This is a genomic window from Mycolicibacterium arenosum (assembly GCF_024320865.1).
Taxonomy (GTDB): domain Bacteria; phylum Actinomycetota; class Actinomycetes; order Mycobacteriales; family Mycobacteriaceae; genus Mycobacterium; species Mycobacterium arenosum.
This window is the reverse complement of sequence record NZ_JANDBD010000012.1, coordinates 195,658-213,686: the sequence shown is the minus strand read 5'-3', so window position 1 is coordinate 213,686 and position 18,029 is coordinate 195,658. Positions and strand designations below refer to the sequence as shown.

Genomic DNA, 18,029 nt, shown 5'->3' with positions numbered 1-18,029 from the left:
ACCACCATGAAGGTCGAAGACCTACTCAAGCCGTTTCCCATCAAGGAGTTCCACCCGTTCCCCCGCGCCATGATGGGCCCCGGAGCCCACGAGATGGTCGGTCCCGAGGCCCTGAAGATGGGCTTCAAGAAGACGCTGCTGATGTCGTCGGGTCTGCGCGGCACCGACATCGTGCACAACATGGCGGAGTCGCTGAAGTGGCACGGTCTCGAGGTCGTCGTCTACGACCAGGTCGAGTCCAACCCGAAGGACTACAACGTCATGGACTCCGTGAAGCTCTACCAGGAGCAGGAGTGCGACAGCTTCATCTCCATCGGCGGCGGTTCCACCCACGACGCATGCAAGGGCGCTCGCATCTCGGTCGCTCACGACGGTCGTAACGTCAACGACTTCGAGGGCTTCAACATGTCCGAGAACCCGAAGAACCCTCCGCACATCGCGATCTCCACCACGGCGGGCACGGGCTCGGAAACCTCCTGGGCCTACGTGATCACCGACACCACAACCGATCCCGACAACCCGCACAAGTACGTGGCGTTCGACGACGCCTCGGTGGCGACGCTCGCGATCGACGACCCGGTGCTGTACTACAGCTGCCCCGTCGACTACACCGCGCAGTGCGGCTTCGACGTGCTCGCGCACGCCTCCGAGCCCTACGTGTCGCGGCTGAACTTCGAGCCGTCACTCGGCAATGCCATCCGCGCGATCAAGCTGACCGCGGAGAACCTGCGCGAGGCCACCTGGAACGGCGAGGACCTGGCCGGGCGGCAGGGCATGATGTACGCGCAATACATTGCGGCGCAGGCCTTCAACTCCGGCGGCCTCGGCATCATCCACTCGATCTCACATGCGATCAGCGCGTTCTACGACACCCACCACGGGCTGAACAACGCGATCGCGCTACCGCGGGTGTGGGCGTTCAACATGCCGGTGGCCTACAAGCGCTTCGCCGACATCGCGCAGGCGATGGGCGTCGACACCTACGGCATGACCGACGTACAGGCCGCCGACGCGGCCCTGGCCGCCGCCATCCGACTGCTGCGCGACGTGAACATCATCGAGAAGTTCACCGACGTCAAGCAGGACAGCTACTCGAAGAACCGGCTGGGCCAGGGGCCGACCAAGTTCTACGAGAACGCCCCGGTGATCAAGGGCGACAAGGCCGACGTCGACCGCATCACCAATCACGTGCTCGGTGACGCCTGCACGCCGGGCAACGCCAAGGAGTGCACCTTCGATCTCGTCCGCCCCGTCGTCGAGCACTGCATGAACGGCGACCTGGATGACCTGCTGAGCTGATGTTCGACACAGTTGACAACGTCCGCGAGGCACTCGCCGGCGAGGGGTACATCGCCGACGAGCGGCTCGCGACAACGGTTTTCCTTCAAACCAGGCTCGACAAGCCGCTCCTGATCGAAGGACCCGCGGGCGTCGGGAAGACCGAGCTGGCGAAGGCGCTGGCGACCGCAACCGGCCGCCGGTTGCTCCGGCTGCAGTGCTACGAGGGCCAGGACGAAACGAAGGCGCTCTACGAGTGGGACTACGGCAAACAGCTGCTGTACACGCAGATCCTGCGCGAGAAGATAGGTCAGCTCGTAGAAGATGCAGTCGACGTCGCAGAAGCCGTCGACCGGATCGGCAAGCAGGAGAGCGTCTTCTTCTCCGACCGGTTCCTGGCTCCTCGGCCGCTGCTGGAGGCCGTCCGCTCCGAGGAACCGGTGGTGCTGCTGATCGACGAGATCGACCGCGCTGACGAGGCGTTGGAGGCGGTCCTGCTGGAACTCCTCGGCGAGTACCAGGTGTCGGTTCCGGAGATCGGGACCTTCAAGGCCAAGCACGTGCCCTACGTCATCCTCACGTCGAACAACACCCGCGACCTGGCGGCCGCGCTCAAGCGGCGTTGCCTGCATCTGTTCCTCGACTACCCGGCCGCCGAACGCGAACTGGAGATCGTGAGGTCCAAGGACACCGGCCTCACCGAGGCGCTGGCGGCCCAGCTCGTCGAGGTCGTGCGCGGGCTGCGTGAGCTCGACCTGCGCAAGTCGCCGAGCATCTCCGAGACGATCGACTGGGCCCGCACCCTGGCGGTGCTCGGGGTCGACGAGCTCAACGCGAAGGTGCTGTCGGACACCGTGTCCGTTGTGGTCAAGTACGACAAGGACGTTCGCAAGGCGCTCGACGCACTACCGCGGCTCGTCGACCCCAACGCACGGGTGCCGGACTCGCTGCACACGCACAACGGAGCCGGCCACGCGCACGATCACGGTCCGCACGACCATGACCACGACCACGACCACGACCACGGCGTCGACGGTAAGGAGAGACGCGCGGAGAAGGACACGCCCAACCGGTTCGCCGACGGGTACTACGGCACACCGAAGAAGAGTGGGCAGAAGACTCCGCCATCGCTGGGCCGGCGCCGGGCGCTCTAGACCGATGGAAGCGACCCTGCACCGCTTCGTGCGACTGCTACGCCTTGCGGGACTGCGCATCTCGATCCCCGAGGTGCTCGACGCGATGCGGTGCGCCGGGCAGCCCGGTGTCCTCACCTCCCGGGCTGTCCTGCGCACCGCATTGCGCGTGGCACTGGTCAAGGATCAGCGCGACGCCCCGATGTTCGACGAGGTGTTCGATGCCTTCTTCGCGCTGGTGCGTGTCGGGAAAGACGACAACGGGCATGGTCACAGCCACGCGCACGACGACCTCGTCGACAGCGGTGACCTCGAGTCGTTCACGCTCTCCGACGAGCCCAGCGAGACGCCGGAGGAGGGCCACGAGCACGGCAAGCCCAAGAGCATCCGCGACTACTTCAAGCAGGAGGATCTGGCGCAGCAGTACAACCTGCACCAGGAGGCCAACAAGATCGACCTGGCCGCCCTGACCGACCAGATCGTGTTCTCCAACGAGTCGACGGGACTCGACGACGACAAGTACCGCGTCGAACTGTCCGCCGATCGACTGCACGGGGCGGGGCCTCCCGGCACCCTGTCCTCGGCAACCGGGACGAGCGTCGACGCATCGCTGACGATCGCCGAACAGGACGCTCTTCTGGCGTGGCTCAACGAGATCGACGACGCCGACGCCGACGGCGACGAATCCGACGCCGCGGCGCTGCGCCGTCGGCTGACCGGTGTCCTCGAGAACCTGCCGCAGGCGCTCAAGCGACATCTCGAAGCGCTGCTCGCCCTGGAGAACAAGATCGTCGAGCAGCGTGAGCAGCGGGAGGCGCGCGTCGACCGGATCGCGGAGTCCGAGCGCGCGGAACTCGAGGATTCGCTGCGCCGGCTGTCGCGCAGCCTGCACGGGGCGCTCACTCATCGGCGGCGCACCGCGGCGGCGGGCCGGGTCGACTCCGGCCAGACGATGCGCCGCAACATGCGCACTGACGGGATCCCGTTCGTACCCGTCACCGTCCGTCGCGCCGAGGACCGGCCGCGCCTGGTGGTGCTGGCCGACGTCAGCCTGTCGGTGCGGGCGACGTCGCGATTCACGCTGAACCTGGTGCACGGACTGCAGGACATGTTCGCGCAGGTGCGATCGTTCGCGTTCGTCGCCGAGATCGCCGAGACCACCGAACTGTTCCGCGACTTCCCGAGCGAGCGGGCGCTCGGCCTGATCTTCGGCGGTGACGTGCTGGACGTGGACGCCAACTCCGATTACGGCAGGGCGTTCGGCGATTTCGTCGCCGAGCACGCGTCGGCCGTCAATCGACGCACCACCGTGCTGGTGCTCGGCGACGGCCGCAACAACACCAGGGACCCCAACCTCGGGGCCTTCCAGGAGATCACCCGGCGGGCGCGCGAGACCATCTGGCTGACGCCGGAGCCGAAGTACTCCTGGGGTTTGGGCAGCTGTGACCTGCCCGCCTACGCCGAATACTGCAGCCGGGTGCGAGTGGTCCGTGACCTGCGCGGACTCGAGCACGCGGCGGTGGAGATGGCGACGGCGGCGGTGGGAAGGTGATGAGCGCTTGCGCGGAGAACAATCGGGTTTGAGTCTCGCGTCCGTTGGCTTCCACCTACCCGATCGGGCAGGTGGTCGGCTGGCCGGTTCGGTGTTGGTCCCGACCCGTTCGGGACATAGTGTGGTCAGTGAGATGTTGCCTGGATCACATTCCGCGAACGTGCGCGCGAGTCGGGAGGCTCGCGCGGTGAGTTACGCGGCGACTCCGACGCCGGTGCCCGAGTACGAACGGCACGCCCAGCCCGCTCCCGCCAGTCGGCTGCTGAAGTTCCACGCTCCCGAGATCGTGTTCGGCATCGAATCGATGGCCGAGGCCGCGCACGCCGCGCTGCGTCTCGGCGCACTGCGACCGCTGCTGGTGACGGACCCCGGTCTGATCGAGGCGGGCTGGGTAGCCGAACTCGTAGGCCACCTCACGGCGCAGGCCGTCGATGCGCGGGTGTGGAGCGCGGTGACGCCCAACCCGAAGGACCACGAGATCGCGGCCGGCTACCAGTACTACCGCGAGCACGGCTGCGATGTGCTGATCGCACTCGGCGGCGGTTCGGTGATCGACGCCGCGAAGGGCGTGGCGATCCTGGCCGCCAACGGGGGGAACATCCTCGACTACGCCGGCGTGGACAAGGCCACGATGCCGATCCCGCCGCTCGTCGTCGTGCCGACGACATCCGGTACGGGCGCCGACGTGTCGCAGTTCTGCATCGTCACCGACACCGCCCGGAACACCAAGATCACCATCCTGGGCCGCGCGCTGGTGCCGGACATCACCGTGATCGATCCTCGGGTGTTGACCACGATGCCCGAATGGCTCAACGCTGCAACGGGTTTGGATGCGCTGACCCACGGCATCGAGGCCTTCGTGTCGCTGGGGCACAACCAGCTCACCGACCACCACGCGCTGCGCGCCGTCGCGATGGTGACCGACAACCTCGTCGACACCATCGACCGGCCCGACGAGATGGGTGCGCGCGTGCTGATGGCGCAGGCGTCGCTGGAGGCGGGGCTGGCGTTCACCAACGCGATCCTGGGCGCGGCGCACGCGATGAGCCATCAGGTCGGCGGGCTGTTGGATCTCCCGCACGGGGTGATCAACGGGGTCCTGCTGCCGCACGTCATCCGGTTCAACGCCGAGAGCGATCCGGCGCCGTACGCGACGATCGCGAACTGCCTCAACCTGGTGGACGCGCGCACCCCCGCCGCCGAGGCCGCCTGCGCGCTGGCCGACCGGGTGGAGAAGCTCGCAGCCGACGTGGGCGTTCCGCGCGGCTTGGGCGAACTGGGGGTCGGCGACGACGATCTGCCGATCCTCGCCGTGAACGCGCTTCAGGACGCGTGCATGACCACCAACCCGCGACCCGCGGACGAGAAGCAGTTGGAAGCGCTGTTCCGGGCGGCGATGTGACGTCCGCACCGGATCTGGACCGGCTAACCGGGGTCCGGTCCGGCAAGGGCACGTTCTACCCCGAGTTCCGGGTCGCCGCGCAACGCACCGAACGCGTCGTCGCCGCCCTCGACGACATCTCGCGCGCGCTGGTGCAGACGACACGCGGACCCGAGCCGCTGGTGCGTGCCGTCGCCGAGGCGGCGCGCACCCATCTGGGCGCGGACTGGGTGCTCCTAGCGCTCGCCGACGGCGCGCTGCCCGAGGCGCGGCCCCGGCACCTGATCCTCGACGCGGACGGCGTCGCGTACTCGTTCGAGGGGCTGGCCGGCGCGCGCGATCCGGGGTCGCATCTTCCGGACGCGGTGCTGAACCGGCTCAACGACGTGCTGCGCGGCCAGCTCGCGCAGTTCCGCCTGCCGGTCATCGAGAGCCACCACGCGCACGTCCCGATCGAACTCGACGGCGGTGTCATCGGCGCGTTCGCCGCGTGGACGCCCAGCCATCGGACGCTCGACGGCACCGACGAGACGGTGATGCGCATCCTGAGCAGCCAGACCGCGGTGGCGTTGCAGAACTGCGCGCTGTTCCAGACGTCGCAGGCGCTGTTGGCGCAGTCGCAGGCGCGGTACAGCGAGCTGCTCGCCACGCAGCGGGAACTCGATGCGGCGCAACGACATCAGGTGCTGGACTCGGAACGGCACCGCATCGCGCGCGAGCTGCACGACAGCGTCACGCAGTGCGTGCTGTCAGCGGGCATGCAGATCGAGGTGGCGCGCAGCGAGGCCGGGCCCGGCTCCGGAGTGACGTCGCGGCTCGACCTCGCCAAGGAGCTGACGAGGTCGGCGGTCGAGCAGCTGCGCTCGGCGATCTACGCGCTCAACCATCCGGGGCACTCCGACAGGTCCAGCCTGCCCGAGTTGCTCGAACAGCTCGCGACCGTGCACATGCCGGACGATCTGCGGATCTCGCTGCGGGTCTCGGGCACCGCGATCGAATTGCCCAGCGAGATCGAGCACGCCCTGCTGAGGATCGCGGGCGAGGCGCTGTTCAACACGGCGATGCACGGGCACGGAAGTCGCGCGATCGTGCGGTTGAGCTATCGGCCCACGGCCGTGCAGCTGGCGATATCCGACGACGGTACAGGCGATCCGGAGCGGCTCCGGCTGGCCCTGCGGCTGGCCGAGGCCAACGACGTCGACGGACATCACCGCGGACTGGCCAACATGCGGGCCAGGGCCAGGGAGTACGGCGGCACCTTCGAGGTGCAGCGGTCGCGCATCGGCGGGGTGCGCGTCGTGACCACCATTCCGGTTCATCGATCAGAAGGAGCCGGCCATGACGGCTGACACCACGACCCGCTGCATCCGACTCGTCCTCGTCGACGATCACGCGATACTGCGCCAGGGCCTGCGGGCGGTTCTCGAGCGCGAGGACGACCTGATCGTCGTCGGGGAGGCGTCGTCGGAGGGCGAGGCCGAGGCGGTGGTCCGGGCGATGGCACCCGACGTCGTGCTACTCGACCTCAAGCTCTCCACCGGGTCGGACTTCGAGGGACTGTCGTTGTGCACCAAGCTGTCCGCTGCGCATCCCCAGCTCGGACTGCTGGTGCTGACCACGTTCCTCGACGAGGATCTGGTGGTGCGCGCCGTGCATGCGGGGGCCCGCGGTTACGTCGTCAAGGACGTCGACACCACCGAACTGGTGCGCGCGATCCGGGCCGTGTCGACGGGGGAGAGCGCGTTCGACGCCCGCAGTGCCGCAGCCGTCGTCCGGTCGTTGAACGGGCGCAACGAGCCTCGCCAGCAGCTGACCGATCGCGAACTCGAGGTGCTGCGCCTGCTCGCCACCGGGTCGTCGAATCACGAGATCGGCGAGAAGCTCTACATCTCCGCGACGACCGCGAAGTTCCACGTCTCCAACATCATGCGCAAGCTCGAGGTGAGCCGTCGCGCCGAGGCCGTCTACGCCGCCAGCAAGCGCGGCCTCATCTAGAGCGTTCGCGGAAGGACGCTAGCGGTCGAGAATCAGCCAGCCGCCGTGGAATTCGTGCACTCCGGCGCGCACGCCGACGCTGCGCCACGCGTCGGCGATCACCCGTAGGGCGTCGACGTCGAACCGCTGGACGTGCCCGTAGCAGGCCCGCGGGATGTCCTCGAACGGCACGGCGACGACGACCCGCCTGCGAGCCAGCCGGACGGCCTCCCGGAGAACCGCGCCCGCGGTGCCGGCGTCGAGGTGCTCGATCAGATGCAGCACCGTCACCGTGTCGGCGGCACCGTCCGGCAGCGGTACGTCGGTGGCGTTGCAGCCGATGGTGTGCACCGGTCGGTGCAGGCGGGCGCTCATCCGCTCGAGCAGGTCCATCGTCGGACCGCTGAGATCGGTGGCGGTGACGCGATGTCCCGCCGCCGACAGGCGCAGCGGGAAGAATCCGAAACACGAACCCAGGTCGACGATCTCGGATCCGACGACGAGCGAGGCGGCGTGTTCGTGCACGGGGGCGAACGCCGCATCCTCGTGTTCGAGGCGGCGCACCGAGTTGAGATAGAACCGGTGCCACGCCTCGTCGCGATCGGCCATGGTGGATTCGACGACACCGGCGAACACCGCTTCGAACTCCGGTTGACCGCGCAGCACCCCGGTGTCGTCGAGTTCCACGGCCAGTAGCTCGGCGAGATCGTCGGAGAGCTCGTCTGGGCTCAGGTCGTGCGCCACCTCGAGCACGCCGCCACTGCGCGAAGTGCAGAATCGATTCGTGCACAACGTGTTCCACATCGCATGAGCGACATGGGGACCCGAGCGACGACGCACTCGGACGGACAGCTGGTCGAGCATGGGTTGACGCTATGGCGTCGGGACCCGCCAGCGCGCGCTCCGATCGGGCGCTGTTCGGGGCCGTCCGGGTGGGTGGATGACTGCCCGTTCGGTGAGTGTTACGCCGGTTCGTCCCACACGTGCACCGGCTCGTTGCTGTGCATGCGTTCGCAGTACAGCCGCAGCATCTCGGCGAGCGCCTGCGGCCGGGCCAGCCCCGACTCCTGCAGTGCGCGCACCGTGGCCACCTGCCACGTCGACCCGTTGCGGCGGGTCATGGCTCGGCCCTCGATGACGCCCAGGAAGCGGTCGCGCACCTCGGCGGCGACGCCCCATTTGCGCAGCCCCTCGTGGGCCATCGGCAGCAGCCGACGCAGCACCAGTTCGTCGGGCGTGACGTGGCCGTGACCGGGCCAGTACAGCTGCGCATCCATGCCGTGCCGGGCGGCGGTGACGAAATTGTGCTCCGCCGCAGCGAAACTCAGCTGAGTCCACACCGGGCGGTCCTCGTCGGACAGTGCCCGCAGCAGGCCGTAGTAGAAGGCCGAGTTCGCCAGCATGTCCACGACGGTGGGGCCTGCGGGCAGTACGCGGTTCTCGACGCGAAGGTGCGGGCGACCGTCGACCACGTCGTAGACCGGGCGGTTCCACCGGTAGATGGTGCCGTTGTGCAACCGCAGTTCGGACAGTCTCGGGGTGCGCCCGGCGGCCAGTTCGGCGACGGGATCCTCGTCGGACAGTTCGGGTAGGAGCGACGGGAAGTAGCGGACGTTCTCCTCGAACAGGTCGAATATCGACGTTATCCATCGTTCCCCGAACCACACTCGCGGTCGCACGCCCTGCGTCTTCAGCTCGTCGGGCCGGGTGTCGGTGGCCTGAGCGAACAGTTCGATGCGGGTCTCCGCCCACAGCTGGTGACCGAAGAAGTACGGGGAGTTCGCGCCGAGTGCCAGCTGCGGTCCCGCGAGCACCTGCGCGGCGTTCCAGTACTGCGCGAAATCCGCCGGTGACACCTGGAGGTGCAATTGCATGCTGGTGCAAGCGGATTCGGGGGCGATGGTCGCCGACTGCAGGGTCAGGCGCTCCGGCCCGTCGATGTCGATGACGATGTCCTCGCCGCGTGCGGTGAAGATCGAGTCGTTGAGCGCCTGGTAGCGCCTGACCTCGCTCATCCAGTCGCCCGACAGGTGCTCGGGCATGAGCGTCGGCAGAATGCCCACCATCACGATGTGCGAGCCGTCCAGGTTGGCCTTGGACTCGGCGGCGTTGAGACTGGCGCGGACCTCCGCCTCCAGTTCGAATCCGGACCGGCCGGGCAGCGGTCGGGGCGGCACGTTGAATTCGATGTTGTAGGCGCCCAATTCGGTCTGATACGCCGGGTCGGCGATCGAGGCGAGCACGTCCGCGTTCGTCATCGCAGGCTGGTAATCGGCGTCGACGAGATTGCACTCGATCTCCATGCCCGTCATGGGCTTGTCGAACTCGAAGCTCGACTGGGACAGCATCGTCTCGAACACGTCGAGGGACAGCGCGACCTTGCGCCGGTACTCCTGGCGGTGAGCCCTGGTGAAGGCCGTCTGCCCTACGTCATCGCCCACGCACCAGAGCGTAGTGACCCGCGTCCGCGAACGTCGGGAGTTAGGCGAGCGGCGTCAATCGGGACGTCGCGAGCACGGCGATCGCCGCGGTGGCGACGAGGTAGGCGCAGGCCAGCCACGGCGTCCCGCCGCCCGCCGCGATCAACGCCGTCAGGATCAGCGGGGTGAGACCCGATGCGTAGACACCCGATAGCTGATAGACCGTCGACAGCCCGGTGTAGCGGATCCGCGCGGGGTAGAGCGACGCGTACAGCGTGCCCTGCGCACCGTAGAACCAGGCGTGGACGACGCCGAACACCAGCACGATCCCGACCGTGAACCAGACGATGTCACCGGTTCCGAACAGCGCGAACACCGGGAACACCAGGATGGCGTACGCCGCGATACCGGTGCCGTACACGACCTTGGGACTGAAGCGGTCGGCGAGCAGGCCCGACACCGGCAGCAGCACCGCCATCAGCAGCGCCGCAACCGTCACTGCGACGAGCACCGGGATCCGCGCCAGATGCAGCGTGCCGGTGGCGTACGCGATCGCGAAGACGCCCCACGTGTTGAACGCGGCACCCTCACCCCACCGCGACAGCATGCCCAGCACCGTGGTCTTGAGCACCGGCGGCCGGAACACCTCCTTGACGGGGACTCCCGCGCGGTCGTCGTCGGTGCGCACCTTCTCGAACTCGGGTGTCTCGGCGGCCTTCAGGCGCACCACGACACCGAAGATCACCAGCACGATGCTGATGAGGAACGCGATGCGCCAGCCGTAGGAGTAGAAGGCGTCATCCGGCAGGGCGACCTGCAGGAGGGCGAACACGCCCGTGCCCAATGCCAACCCGAGCGCCAGCCCGACCTGCGGGATGCTGCCCGCAAGCCCGCGCCGATGCTGCGGGCTGTGCTCGACGGCCAGCAGCACCGCCCCCGCCCACTCGCCGCCCAGTGCGAAGCCCTGCACGATCCGCAGCAGCAGCAGGAGAATCGGCGCGAGGATGCCGATCTGTGCCGACGTCGGCAGCACGCCCATCAGCGCGGTCGCGCCACCCATCAAGAACATCGTCAGCGCGAGGGTGCGCTTGCGGCCGATCCGATCACCGACGTGGCCGAAGACGAACCCGCCGATCGGCCGGACGAGGAAGCCGACCGCGAACGTCGCGAAGGACAGCATGGTCCCCACGAACGAACTCTGGTCCGGGAAGAAGGCGGTGTTGAACACCAGGCTCGCGGCGGTCGCGTAGAGAAAGAAGTCGTACCACTCGATCGTGGTGCCGACCAGACTGGCGAGCAGTGCGGTACGCAGGGTTGTCGGCGAGCTGGGCGCAGAGGGTGCGGGGGGCGTCCGGTCTGATGTCGTGTCGGCAACGGTCACGACGGTCCATTGGCGCAGGAGTCCCGTGCCCACACCACCGTTTGGCGCGCCGTGATTCCTATCGAGCGCGCGTGGCCACCGCGACCTGAGGGCTCATCAGCCCGCCGCGCAGCTCGATGTCGGCGCCGGCGTGGGCGGCCAGGGCACGCAGCGCCGACGGGCTGTAGGTGCGCAGCGAGCTGATCACGCCGTCGTGCACGAACGGGATGAACGGCGCGAACGGCAGCATCGTCGCCAACCGCAGTAGATGCAGCGGGGCCGGCGGTCGGGGCAGATCGATGATGAGCAGCTTGGTCGCGACCCTGGTGCCCTCAGCGATCACCCGCGCCGCTGCGGCGGGCGGCAGGTGGTGGAAGGCCAGCGCGAACACCGCGAGGTCGAAGGCGTCGTCGGCAGCGTCGATGGACGTCGCGTCGAAAACCCGGACGGTGACCCGCGGATGCGCGCCCAGCTCGCCCGCCGCGATCGCGGCGACGGAATCCGGTTCGACGTCGGTGACCGTCAAACGCGCGGTGGGATGGGCTTCGAGCAGCCTCGCCGAGAGGCCCCCGTGGCCCGCGCCGAGTTCGACGATGCGCGGGTCGGGTAGGTCTGCGACTTCGTCGAGCGCGATGTGCGCGAATCTCTCGTGGTTGCCGAACAACTCGCCGGTGCGTTCGAGGGCGCGGATGACGCTGCGCTTGGTTGCGGCGTCAACGTCGTCGCGATCGAGGTATTCGAGGCGGTCGGTCTGCAGCGCGCGATCCAGGCACGAGGCCGTCGGACCACCCCGCGGCATGGTGGCGATGTCGATTGTGCGCGTGTCCACGTCATCCATCATGGACGTCGCGGATGCCGGGTCAGAACTGGCCGGGGAACACGATGACCGGCGCCGGCCTGCCGCCCGGCATCGTCAACGTCCCCGGCATCACCGGCCGTTCCGTCGGCACCCTGGCCCCGTCCCGATAGACGAGCGTTCCGGTGTACGCGCCGTTGTCGTAATTGTCGTAGTAGAACTGGCCCTCGACGATGTACTGACACTCGGAGTGCTCGGCGCTGACGGTGACGAAGACGCCCCCGAAGTCGGGGTTCTCGCACTCGGCGCGCGGGTCGACAACGGGGGCGACGGGCAGCCCGTTGGGGTCGGGAACGGGAGCGGGTTCGGCGTAGGCGACGGCGCTCAACACCAGCGGGACGGCGGCGGAGATCGCGACGACGGCTGCGACCCCGCGGATCGCACGGGCGGTGATGAACGGCATCCTGCGGACTCTAGCGGTGGCCGGGCCGACGAGGTGACGTTCTGCCGATCGCCGGAGTCGGGTAGGCCATGATGGACGAACCGGAGGGCAGGAGCGTACCGACCGGGGAAGGGACACTGTGGCCGACTTCGTCGCAGCAATCGACCAGGGCACCACCAGCACGCGGTGCATGATCTTCGACCACGACGGTGCCGAGGTGGGACGCCACCAACTCGAGCACGAGCAGATCCTGCCCAAGGCGGGCTGGGTCGAGCACAACCCCGTCGAGATCTGGGAACGCACCGCGTCGGTGCTCATGTCGGCACTCAACTCGACGGGGTTGGCATCGGACGACCTGGCCGCGCTCGGCATCACCAATCAGCGTGAGACGGCCCTGGTGTGGAACAGGCGCACCGGCAGGCCGTATTACAACGCGATCGTCTGGCAGGACACCAGGACCGACCGCATCGCGTCGGCGCTGGACCGCGACGGACGCGGCGACGTCATCCGGCAGAAGGCCGGGCTGCCGCCCGCCACCTACTTCTCCGCAGGCAAGGTGCAGTGGATCCTCGAGAACGTCGACGGGGTTCGCGAGGCCGCCGAGAAGGGCGACGCGCTGTTCGGCACCCCCGACACCTGGGTGCTGTGGAACCTGACCGGCGGACCACGCGGCGGGGTCCACGTCACCGACGTGACCAACGCCAGCCGCACCATGCTGATGAATCTGGAGACCCTCGACTGGGACGATGAACTGTTGTCGTTCTTCGGGATTCCGCGCCGGATGCTGCCGGACATCAAGCCGTCGTCGTCGCCGGAGCCGTACGGGACGACGCTCGTCGACGGGCCGCTCGGCGGCGAGGTCGCGGTAACGGGCATCGTCGGGGACCAGCAGGCCGCGATGGTCGGGCAGGTGTGCCTGGCTGCGGGTGAGGCCAAGAACACCTACGGCACAGGCAATTTCCTGCTGATGAACACCGGCGAGAAGATCGTGCGGTCGCAGAACGGTCTGCTCACGACGGTGTGCTACCAGTTCGGTGACGCGAAACCCGTTTACGCGCTTGAAGGTTCGATCGCGGTCACCGGTTCGGCGGTGCAGTGGCTGCGCGATCAGCTCGGCATCATCAGCGGCGCGGCGCAGAGTGAGGCGCTGGCACGCCAGGTCGAGGACAACGGCGGCGTCTACTTCGTGCCCGCGTTCTCCGGGCTGTTCGCGCCGTACTGGCGGTCGGACGCGCGCGGGGCGATCGTCGGGCTGTCCCGGTTCAACACCAACGCGCACGTGGCGCGGGCGACGCTCGAGGCGATCTGCTACCAGAGCCGCGACGTCGTCGATGCCATGGAGGCCGACTCCGGCGTCCACCTCGAGGTGCTCAAGGTCGACGGCGGCATCACCGCCAACGACCTCTGCATGCAGATCCAGGCGGACGTGCTGGGTGTCGACGTCGTCAAGCCCGTGGTCGCCGAGACGACGGCGCTGGGTGCGGCCTACGCGGCCGGGCTTGCCGTCGGCTTCTGGGCGAATCCCGATGACCTGCGCGCCAATTGGCAGGAGGACAAGCGCTGGACCCCGGCGTGGTCCTCCGAGCAACGGGACGCCGGCTACGCGGGGTGGCAGAAGGCGGTGCAGCGCACCCTCGACTGGGTCGACGTCGACTAGACCCCTAGGGGGTGAAGTCGGCGGGCAGCTCGATGTCGGCGACGTCGAGGTTCTCCTCGAGGTGCGCCACCGACGACGTGCCGGGGATCAGCAGCACGTTGGGGGCGGCCGCCAGCGTCCACGCGAGCGCGATCTGCGCCGGGGTCTTCCCGAGATCGGCCGCGGCCTGTTTGACCGCGGCGTTGCCCAGCACCGGGTTGTCGGCGGAGAAGCCCGACCCGAGCGGGAAGAACGGCACGAAGGAGATGCCGCGCTCGACGCAGAGGTCCAAGACGTCCTGCGACTCGCGGTTCACCAGGTTGTAGGCGTTCTGGACCGTGACGATCTCGGTGCGGTCCAGCGCGATCCGCAGGTGCTCGACCGAGATGCTCGACAGCCCGATGCCGGCGATCAATCCCTCGTCGCGCGCGGCGATCATGGCGGTCAACTGGCGGTCGAACAGGTCGCGGTCGACGGGACCCACGCTGCTGGGATCGCCGCTGTGGATGCGGAGGTTGACCGCAGCCAGGCGGTCCGTGCCGAGGGTGGCGAGGTTCTGCTCGATGTCCGCGCGCAGATCGTCGGGTTCCTGCGCCGCCGTCCACTCGCCCTTCTCGTTGCGCCGCGCGCCGACCTTGCTGACCAGCGCCAGGTTCTCCGGATATGGGTGCAGCGCCTCGCGGATCAGTTCGTTGGCCACGTTCGGCCCGTAGAACTGCGCGGTGTCGATGTGGTCGACGCCGAGTTCGACGGCGCGCCGCAGCACGGCGATCGCCTGGTCGTGGTCACGCGGCGGGCCGAAAACGCCCGGCCCCGGCAACTGCATGGCGCCGTAGCCGACGCGGTGAACGGTGAATGGGCCCAGCGGGAAGGTGTTCGCCATGTTGAATGACTACCTCCTTCCCGCCGGGCCTATTCCTCGCCGCTGGAATTACTCGGATTCGCCGAGGATCGAGTAGATCTCCTTGCGTGCGTTGTTGACGATGTCGACGATGCGCTGCTGCTGGTCGGCGGTGCCCGCGAAGGCGGACTGCCGGACGGCGCCCATCAGCTGCCCGACGGCGCTGCGCAGGTTGACGGCACCGGGATCGGCGCCCTCGGTGATCTCGTCCCACGGGGCGGTCTCGATCTTGTCGGCCGCGGCGCGACCGGCGTCGGTGAGTTCGAACAGCTTCTTGCTGCCGTCGCTCTCGGTGCCCACGATCAGGTCCTCGTCGACCAGCAGTTGCAGGGTCGGGTAGACCGAGCCGGGGCTCGGCTTCCACAGGTCCTGGCTGCGCTCGGCGATCTCCTGGATCATCTCGTAACCGTGCATGGGGCGCTCTACCAGCAGCTTCAGGATCGCGGCACGCACGTCGCCGCGCCTGCCGCGTCCTCCGCCGCGCCGGCCGCCACGGGGGCCGCCGCCGGGACCGAAGCCGAAACCGGGACCGCCGAAGCCGCGGCCGGGGCCGAAACCACCGAAGCCGGGCCCGAAGCCGTCGCCGCGGTGCTCACGGACGTGGTCGCGGAAGTCGCGACGCGCCTGCCTGCGGCGTTCGTGGACGGCACGCCGGTCCTCGGGGCTGAAGCCGAAGCCGAAGCCGAGGTTCTGGTGGCCGCCGAACGGGCCGTCTTGGGGGGTGAATGGGGTGTTCATGGGGTGTTTCCTTTCGACGGGAAGCACGAACTGCGCTTCCGATACGTTAACGATATATCGGAAACTATCGCGATGCAACGCTGCATTCCCACGTCGCTGCGCTCCTGCCCGCCGGACGATCTATTCCGGCTACCCGGCCGCCCTCTCGTCAATCGCCTGCACCAGCCACCGCGCCCACTGTTCCTCCATGGCCGCGTCACGCAGCCCGAACTCCAGGGCGGCTCGGCCGTAGAAGTCGGCGTCGGAGTCTCCCCAGGACACCGAATCTCGAAGCTGTTCAAGCCTTTTGAGCTCCGACGCGGCGTGCGCCGCGAATCCGGCCGCATACCTGCGGGCGTCGGCGTGGGATAGTTCGCCGAGCAGGAACACGCGCACCAGGTCCGGCCTGCGCATGGGCGGATCGTCGCCGGTGTCGGTGATCCACCGGACGAGCTCCGCGCGTCCGGCCTCGGTGATCCGGTACTCCTTGCGGCCCCGCGGCCCGATGTCGGATACCTCGATGAGGCCGGCGTCGGCGAGCTTGTTCAGTTCGCCGTACAGCTGGCTCTGGGTGGCCGACCACACGTTGGCCATCGACAGTTCGAAGCGCTTGAGCAGGTCGTATCCGCTGCCCGAGTACTGGGCGAGCAGGCCGAGAGTGGCGTAGCGAAGACTCACCCGGAAAGCGTACGACCCGACATTCCAATTGTGGAATGTCGGGTCGTCGCGGTGTGTCGAATCAGTTGCTGATGACCGTCGCGCCGTCGGCCACCTTCAGCGCCGTCATCTTCCACGGGCTGTACAGCGCGAGCACGTAGTAGAGCGCCAACGCGACACCGCAGCCGATGAACCAGCTGTACTGCGCCGCGCCGGTCATCCCCACCACGATGCCGCCGAGCAACACGGGCAGCATGGCCAGGACGGCGCCGACGACCGTCGCGATGACGGCATTCGGGTTGTAGCCCTTCGAGTACCAGTAGTTGGCGGTCTTGGACATCGTGAACAGGTCGTCGACGACGATCTTCTGCTTGCGAATCAGGTAGAAGTCGGCGATCAGCACGCCGAACAGGGGACCGATGAACGCGCCGAGCGTCTCGAGCGTGTAGTGGATGACCTCGGGATTGCCGTAGAGGTTCCACGGGGTGAGCAGCACCGAGCCGACGGCGGCGATCATGCCGCCCATCCGCCAGCTGATCTTCTGCGGGCTCACGTTCGAGAAGTCGAACGCGGGCGAGATGAAGTTCGCGACGATGTTGATGCCGATCGTGGCGATGGTGAACGTCAACGCGCCGAGCACGATCGCCGTCACGCTGTCGATCCGCGCCACGGTGGTGACCGGGTCGGTGATGAGTTCCCCGAACACGGGAACCGTTGCGGCGGCGGTGATCACGACGAGCAGTGAGAACACCAGGAAGTTGACGGGAAGTCCCAGGAAGTTGCCCTTCTTCACGGCCTGGTAGCTCTTGCCGTAGCGCGCGAAGTCGCCGAAGTTCAGCATGGGGCCGGAGAAGTACGACACCACCAGGGCGATGGCGCCGAGCATGACGACGAAGGCGTTGCCCTGCCGCTCGCCGCCCAGCGAGAGGCTGACCTGCCAGCCCGACTTCCAGAGCAGGTAGCCGCACAGGATGAACATCACGACGTAGACGGCCGGCCCGCAGAAGTCGATGAACTTGCGGATCGACTCCATGCCGCGCCAGAACACCGCCGCCTGCAGGAACCACAGCACGGTGAAGCTGCACCAGCCGAGCAGGGACAGTCCGGTGAACCCGTACTGCTCGACGTCCGCGTACGGCATCAGGCCGGGGAACAGCTTCAGCAGCACCACGTCGAGGGCGGCGGAGGCCAGGTAGGTCTGAATTCCGTACCACGCCACGGCGATCAGGCCGCGGATGATTGCCGGGATGTTCGCGCCCAGGACCCCGAACGAGCTGCGGCACACCACCGGATAGGGCACGCCCGCCTGCTGGCTGGGCTTGGCGACGAGGTTGCAGAGGTAGTAGACGATGACGATGCCGACCAGCAGGGCGATCAGCACCTGCCAGCTGGCCAGGCCCAGTGCGAACAGGCTGCCCGCGGTGACGTAACCGCCGACGCTGTGCACGTCGGACATCCAGAAGGCGAAGATGTTGTAGGTCGACCAGGACTGCTTGGCCAGTGGCGCGAGGTCCTCGTTGGTCAGCCGCGGGTCGTAGTGCTCCTTGATCAATCCGCCGCCGACGGGGTGGCCGGCCGCCTCGACGACGTCGCCGGCGCCGACGATCGCGCTGGGAGGTAGGTCGCGGGTGTCTGTCATGGTGCTGCTCTCCGTCCATCGGGCAAAGCGATGGGGGGAAAGTAGCGCCGCGTTGTTTCGCAACCGTTGCGCCGGAAATATATTTCGCGCACGTACGAAACACGCCCGACTCATTGGTTAACTCGGACGGGGCAGACCGCCCC

General features: G+C 67.9%; 16 protein-coding genes. 7 read left to right on the top strand and 9 right to left on the bottom strand.

Going from position 1 to position 18,029, the window contains the following annotated elements; all coding sequences use genetic code 11:
• The first annotated feature begins 6 nt into the window (after positions 1 to 6).
• The 6 genes from mdo to NM203_RS26390 all read left to right on the top strand — a co-directional run bounded on the left by mdo (position 7) and on the right by NM203_RS26390 (position 7,339).
• Positions 7 to 1,299, top strand: coding sequence for an NDMA-dependent methanol dehydrogenase (gene mdo, locus NM203_RS26415; RefSeq protein WP_255063555.1), 1,293 nt, complete (start codon positions 7 to 9; stop codon positions 1,297 to 1,299).
• Positions 1,299 to 2,432 (top strand): AAA family ATPase, encoded by a 1,134-nt coding sequence (locus NM203_RS26410; protein WP_255063554.1) that lies wholly within the window; start codon positions 1,299 to 1,301, stop codon positions 2,430 to 2,432. The genes mdo and NM203_RS26410 overlap by 1 nt, the downstream gene beginning before the upstream one ends.
• 4 nt (positions 2,433 to 2,436) lie before the next feature.
• Positions 2,437 to 3,963, top strand: coding sequence for a VWA domain-containing protein (locus NM203_RS26405; RefSeq protein ID WP_255063553.1), 1,527 nt, complete (start codon positions 2,437 to 2,439; stop codon positions 3,961 to 3,963).
• 187 nt (positions 3,964 to 4,150) lie between these two features.
• A complete protein-coding gene (locus NM203_RS26400; protein ID WP_408633417.1) occupies positions 4,151 to 5,365 on the top strand; it encodes an iron-containing alcohol dehydrogenase in 1,215 nt (404 codons plus the stop codon).
• A complete protein-coding gene (locus tag NM203_RS26395) occupies positions 5,362 to 6,693 on the top strand; it encodes a MadS family sensor histidine kinase (protein WP_308212853.1) in 1,332 nt (443 codons plus the stop codon). Before NM203_RS26400 ends, NM203_RS26395 begins: the two co-directional genes overlap by 4 nt.
• On the top strand, positions 6,683 to 7,339 hold the full coding sequence (locus NM203_RS26390) for a MadR family response regulator transcription factor (protein ID WP_255063552.1): 657 nt from the start codon (positions 6,683 to 6,685) through the stop codon (positions 7,337 to 7,339). Before NM203_RS26395 ends, NM203_RS26390 begins: the two co-directional genes overlap by 11 nt.
• A gap of 18 nt (positions 7,340 to 7,357) precedes the next feature.
• Here NM203_RS26390 and mftM read toward each other — a convergent pair whose 3' ends face one another.
• The 5 genes from mftM to NM203_RS26365 form a co-directional block, all read right to left on the bottom strand.
• Positions 7,358 to 8,182: a mycofactocin oligosaccharide methyltransferase MftM gene (gene mftM, locus NM203_RS26385; RefSeq protein ID WP_255063551.1), complete on the bottom strand. Its 825-nt coding sequence runs from the start codon at positions 8,180 to 8,182 to the stop codon at positions 7,358 to 7,360.
• A gap of 98 nt (positions 8,183 to 8,280) precedes the next feature.
• Complete coding sequence (locus tag NM203_RS26380; RefSeq protein WP_255063550.1) at positions 8,281 to 9,759, bottom strand: glutamate-cysteine ligase family protein; 1,479 nt, start codon at positions 9,757 to 9,759, stop codon at positions 8,281 to 8,283.
• A gap of 40 nt (positions 9,760 to 9,799) precedes the next feature.
• Positions 9,800 to 11,119, bottom strand: coding sequence for an MFS transporter (locus NM203_RS26375; protein WP_408633416.1), 1,320 nt, complete (start codon positions 11,117 to 11,119; stop codon positions 9,800 to 9,802).
• A gap of 58 nt (positions 11,120 to 11,177) precedes the next feature.
• Positions 11,178 to 11,897 (bottom strand): methyltransferase domain-containing protein, encoded by a 720-nt coding sequence (locus NM203_RS26370; protein ID WP_408633420.1) that lies wholly within the window; start codon positions 11,895 to 11,897, stop codon positions 11,178 to 11,180.
• A gap of 61 nt (positions 11,898 to 11,958) precedes the next feature.
• The gene (locus NM203_RS26365) at positions 11,959 to 12,357 is read right to left on the bottom strand and encodes a hypothetical protein (protein ID WP_255063549.1); all 399 of its coding nucleotides are present in this window, start codon (positions 12,355 to 12,357) and stop codon (positions 11,959 to 11,961) included.
• A gap of 118 nt (positions 12,358 to 12,475) precedes the next feature.
• On the opposite strand from NM203_RS26365, the gene glpK reads away from it, so the two are divergent.
• Positions 12,476 to 13,993, top strand: a complete 1,518-nt coding sequence (gene glpK, locus NM203_RS26360; protein WP_255063548.1) for a glycerol kinase GlpK — start codon at positions 12,476 to 12,478, stop codon at positions 13,991 to 13,993.
• A 4-nt stretch (positions 13,994 to 13,997) separates the two neighbouring features.
• Here the strand turns inward: glpK and NM203_RS26355 are convergent, their stop codons facing one another.
• From NM203_RS26355 to NM203_RS26340, 4 genes are all read right to left on the bottom strand, one after another.
• Complete coding sequence (locus NM203_RS26355) at positions 13,998 to 14,855, bottom strand: oxidoreductase (protein WP_255063547.1); 858 nt, start codon at positions 14,853 to 14,855, stop codon at positions 13,998 to 14,000.
• Positions 14,856 to 14,903: 48 nt separating this feature from the next.
• A complete protein-coding gene (locus NM203_RS26350) occupies positions 14,904 to 15,611 on the bottom strand; it encodes a PadR family transcriptional regulator (protein WP_255063546.1) in 708 nt (235 codons plus the stop codon).
• Positions 15,612 to 15,740: 129 nt separating this feature from the next.
• Positions 15,741 to 16,268 (bottom strand): PadR family transcriptional regulator, encoded by a 528-nt coding sequence (locus NM203_RS26345; protein ID WP_255063545.1) that lies wholly within the window; start codon positions 16,266 to 16,268, stop codon positions 15,741 to 15,743.
• A 61-nt stretch (positions 16,269 to 16,329) separates the two neighbouring features.
• Complete coding sequence (locus tag NM203_RS26340) at positions 16,330 to 17,886, bottom strand: NCS1 family nucleobase:cation symporter-1 (protein WP_255063544.1); 1,557 nt, start codon at positions 17,884 to 17,886, stop codon at positions 16,330 to 16,332.
• Between the last annotated feature and the right edge of the window lie 143 nt (positions 17,887 to 18,029).

Excerpts from the sequence above, each read along its gene's own strand:
- NM203_RS26370 (WP_408633420.1), bottom strand. The coding sequence starts at position 11,897 with ATGCCGCGGGGTGGTCCGACGGCCTCGTGCCTGGATCGCGCGCTGCAG.
- NM203_RS26390 (WP_255063552.1), top strand. The coding sequence starts at position 6,683 with ATGACGGCTGACACCACGACCCGCTGCATCCGACTCGTCCTCGTCGAC.
- NM203_RS26350 (WP_255063546.1), bottom strand. The coding sequence starts at position 15,611 with ATGAACACCCCATTCACCCCCCAAGACGGCCCGTTCGGCGGCCACCAG.
- NM203_RS26365 (WP_255063549.1), bottom strand. The coding sequence starts at position 12,357 with ATGCCGTTCATCACCGCCCGTGCGATCCGCGGGGTCGCAGCCGTCGTC.
- NM203_RS26340 (WP_255063544.1), bottom strand. The coding sequence starts at position 17,886 with ATGACAGACACCCGCGACCTACCTCCCAGCGCGATCGTCGGCGCCGGC.
- NM203_RS26405 (WP_255063553.1), top strand. The coding sequence starts at position 2,437 with ATGGAAGCGACCCTGCACCGCTTCGTGCGACTGCTACGCCTTGCGGGA.
- NM203_RS26355 (WP_255063547.1), bottom strand. The coding sequence starts at position 14,855 with ATGGCGAACACCTTCCCGCTGGGCCCATTCACCGTTCACCGCGTCGGC.
- NM203_RS26410 (WP_255063554.1), top strand. The coding sequence starts at position 1,299 with ATGTTCGACACAGTTGACAACGTCCGCGAGGCACTCGCCGGCGAGGGG.
- mdo (WP_255063555.1), top strand. The coding sequence starts at position 7 with ATGAAGGTCGAAGACCTACTCAAGCCGTTTCCCATCAAGGAGTTCCAC.
- mftM (WP_255063551.1), bottom strand. The coding sequence starts at position 8,182 with ATGCTCGACCAGCTGTCCGTCCGAGTGCGTCGTCGCTCGGGTCCCCAT.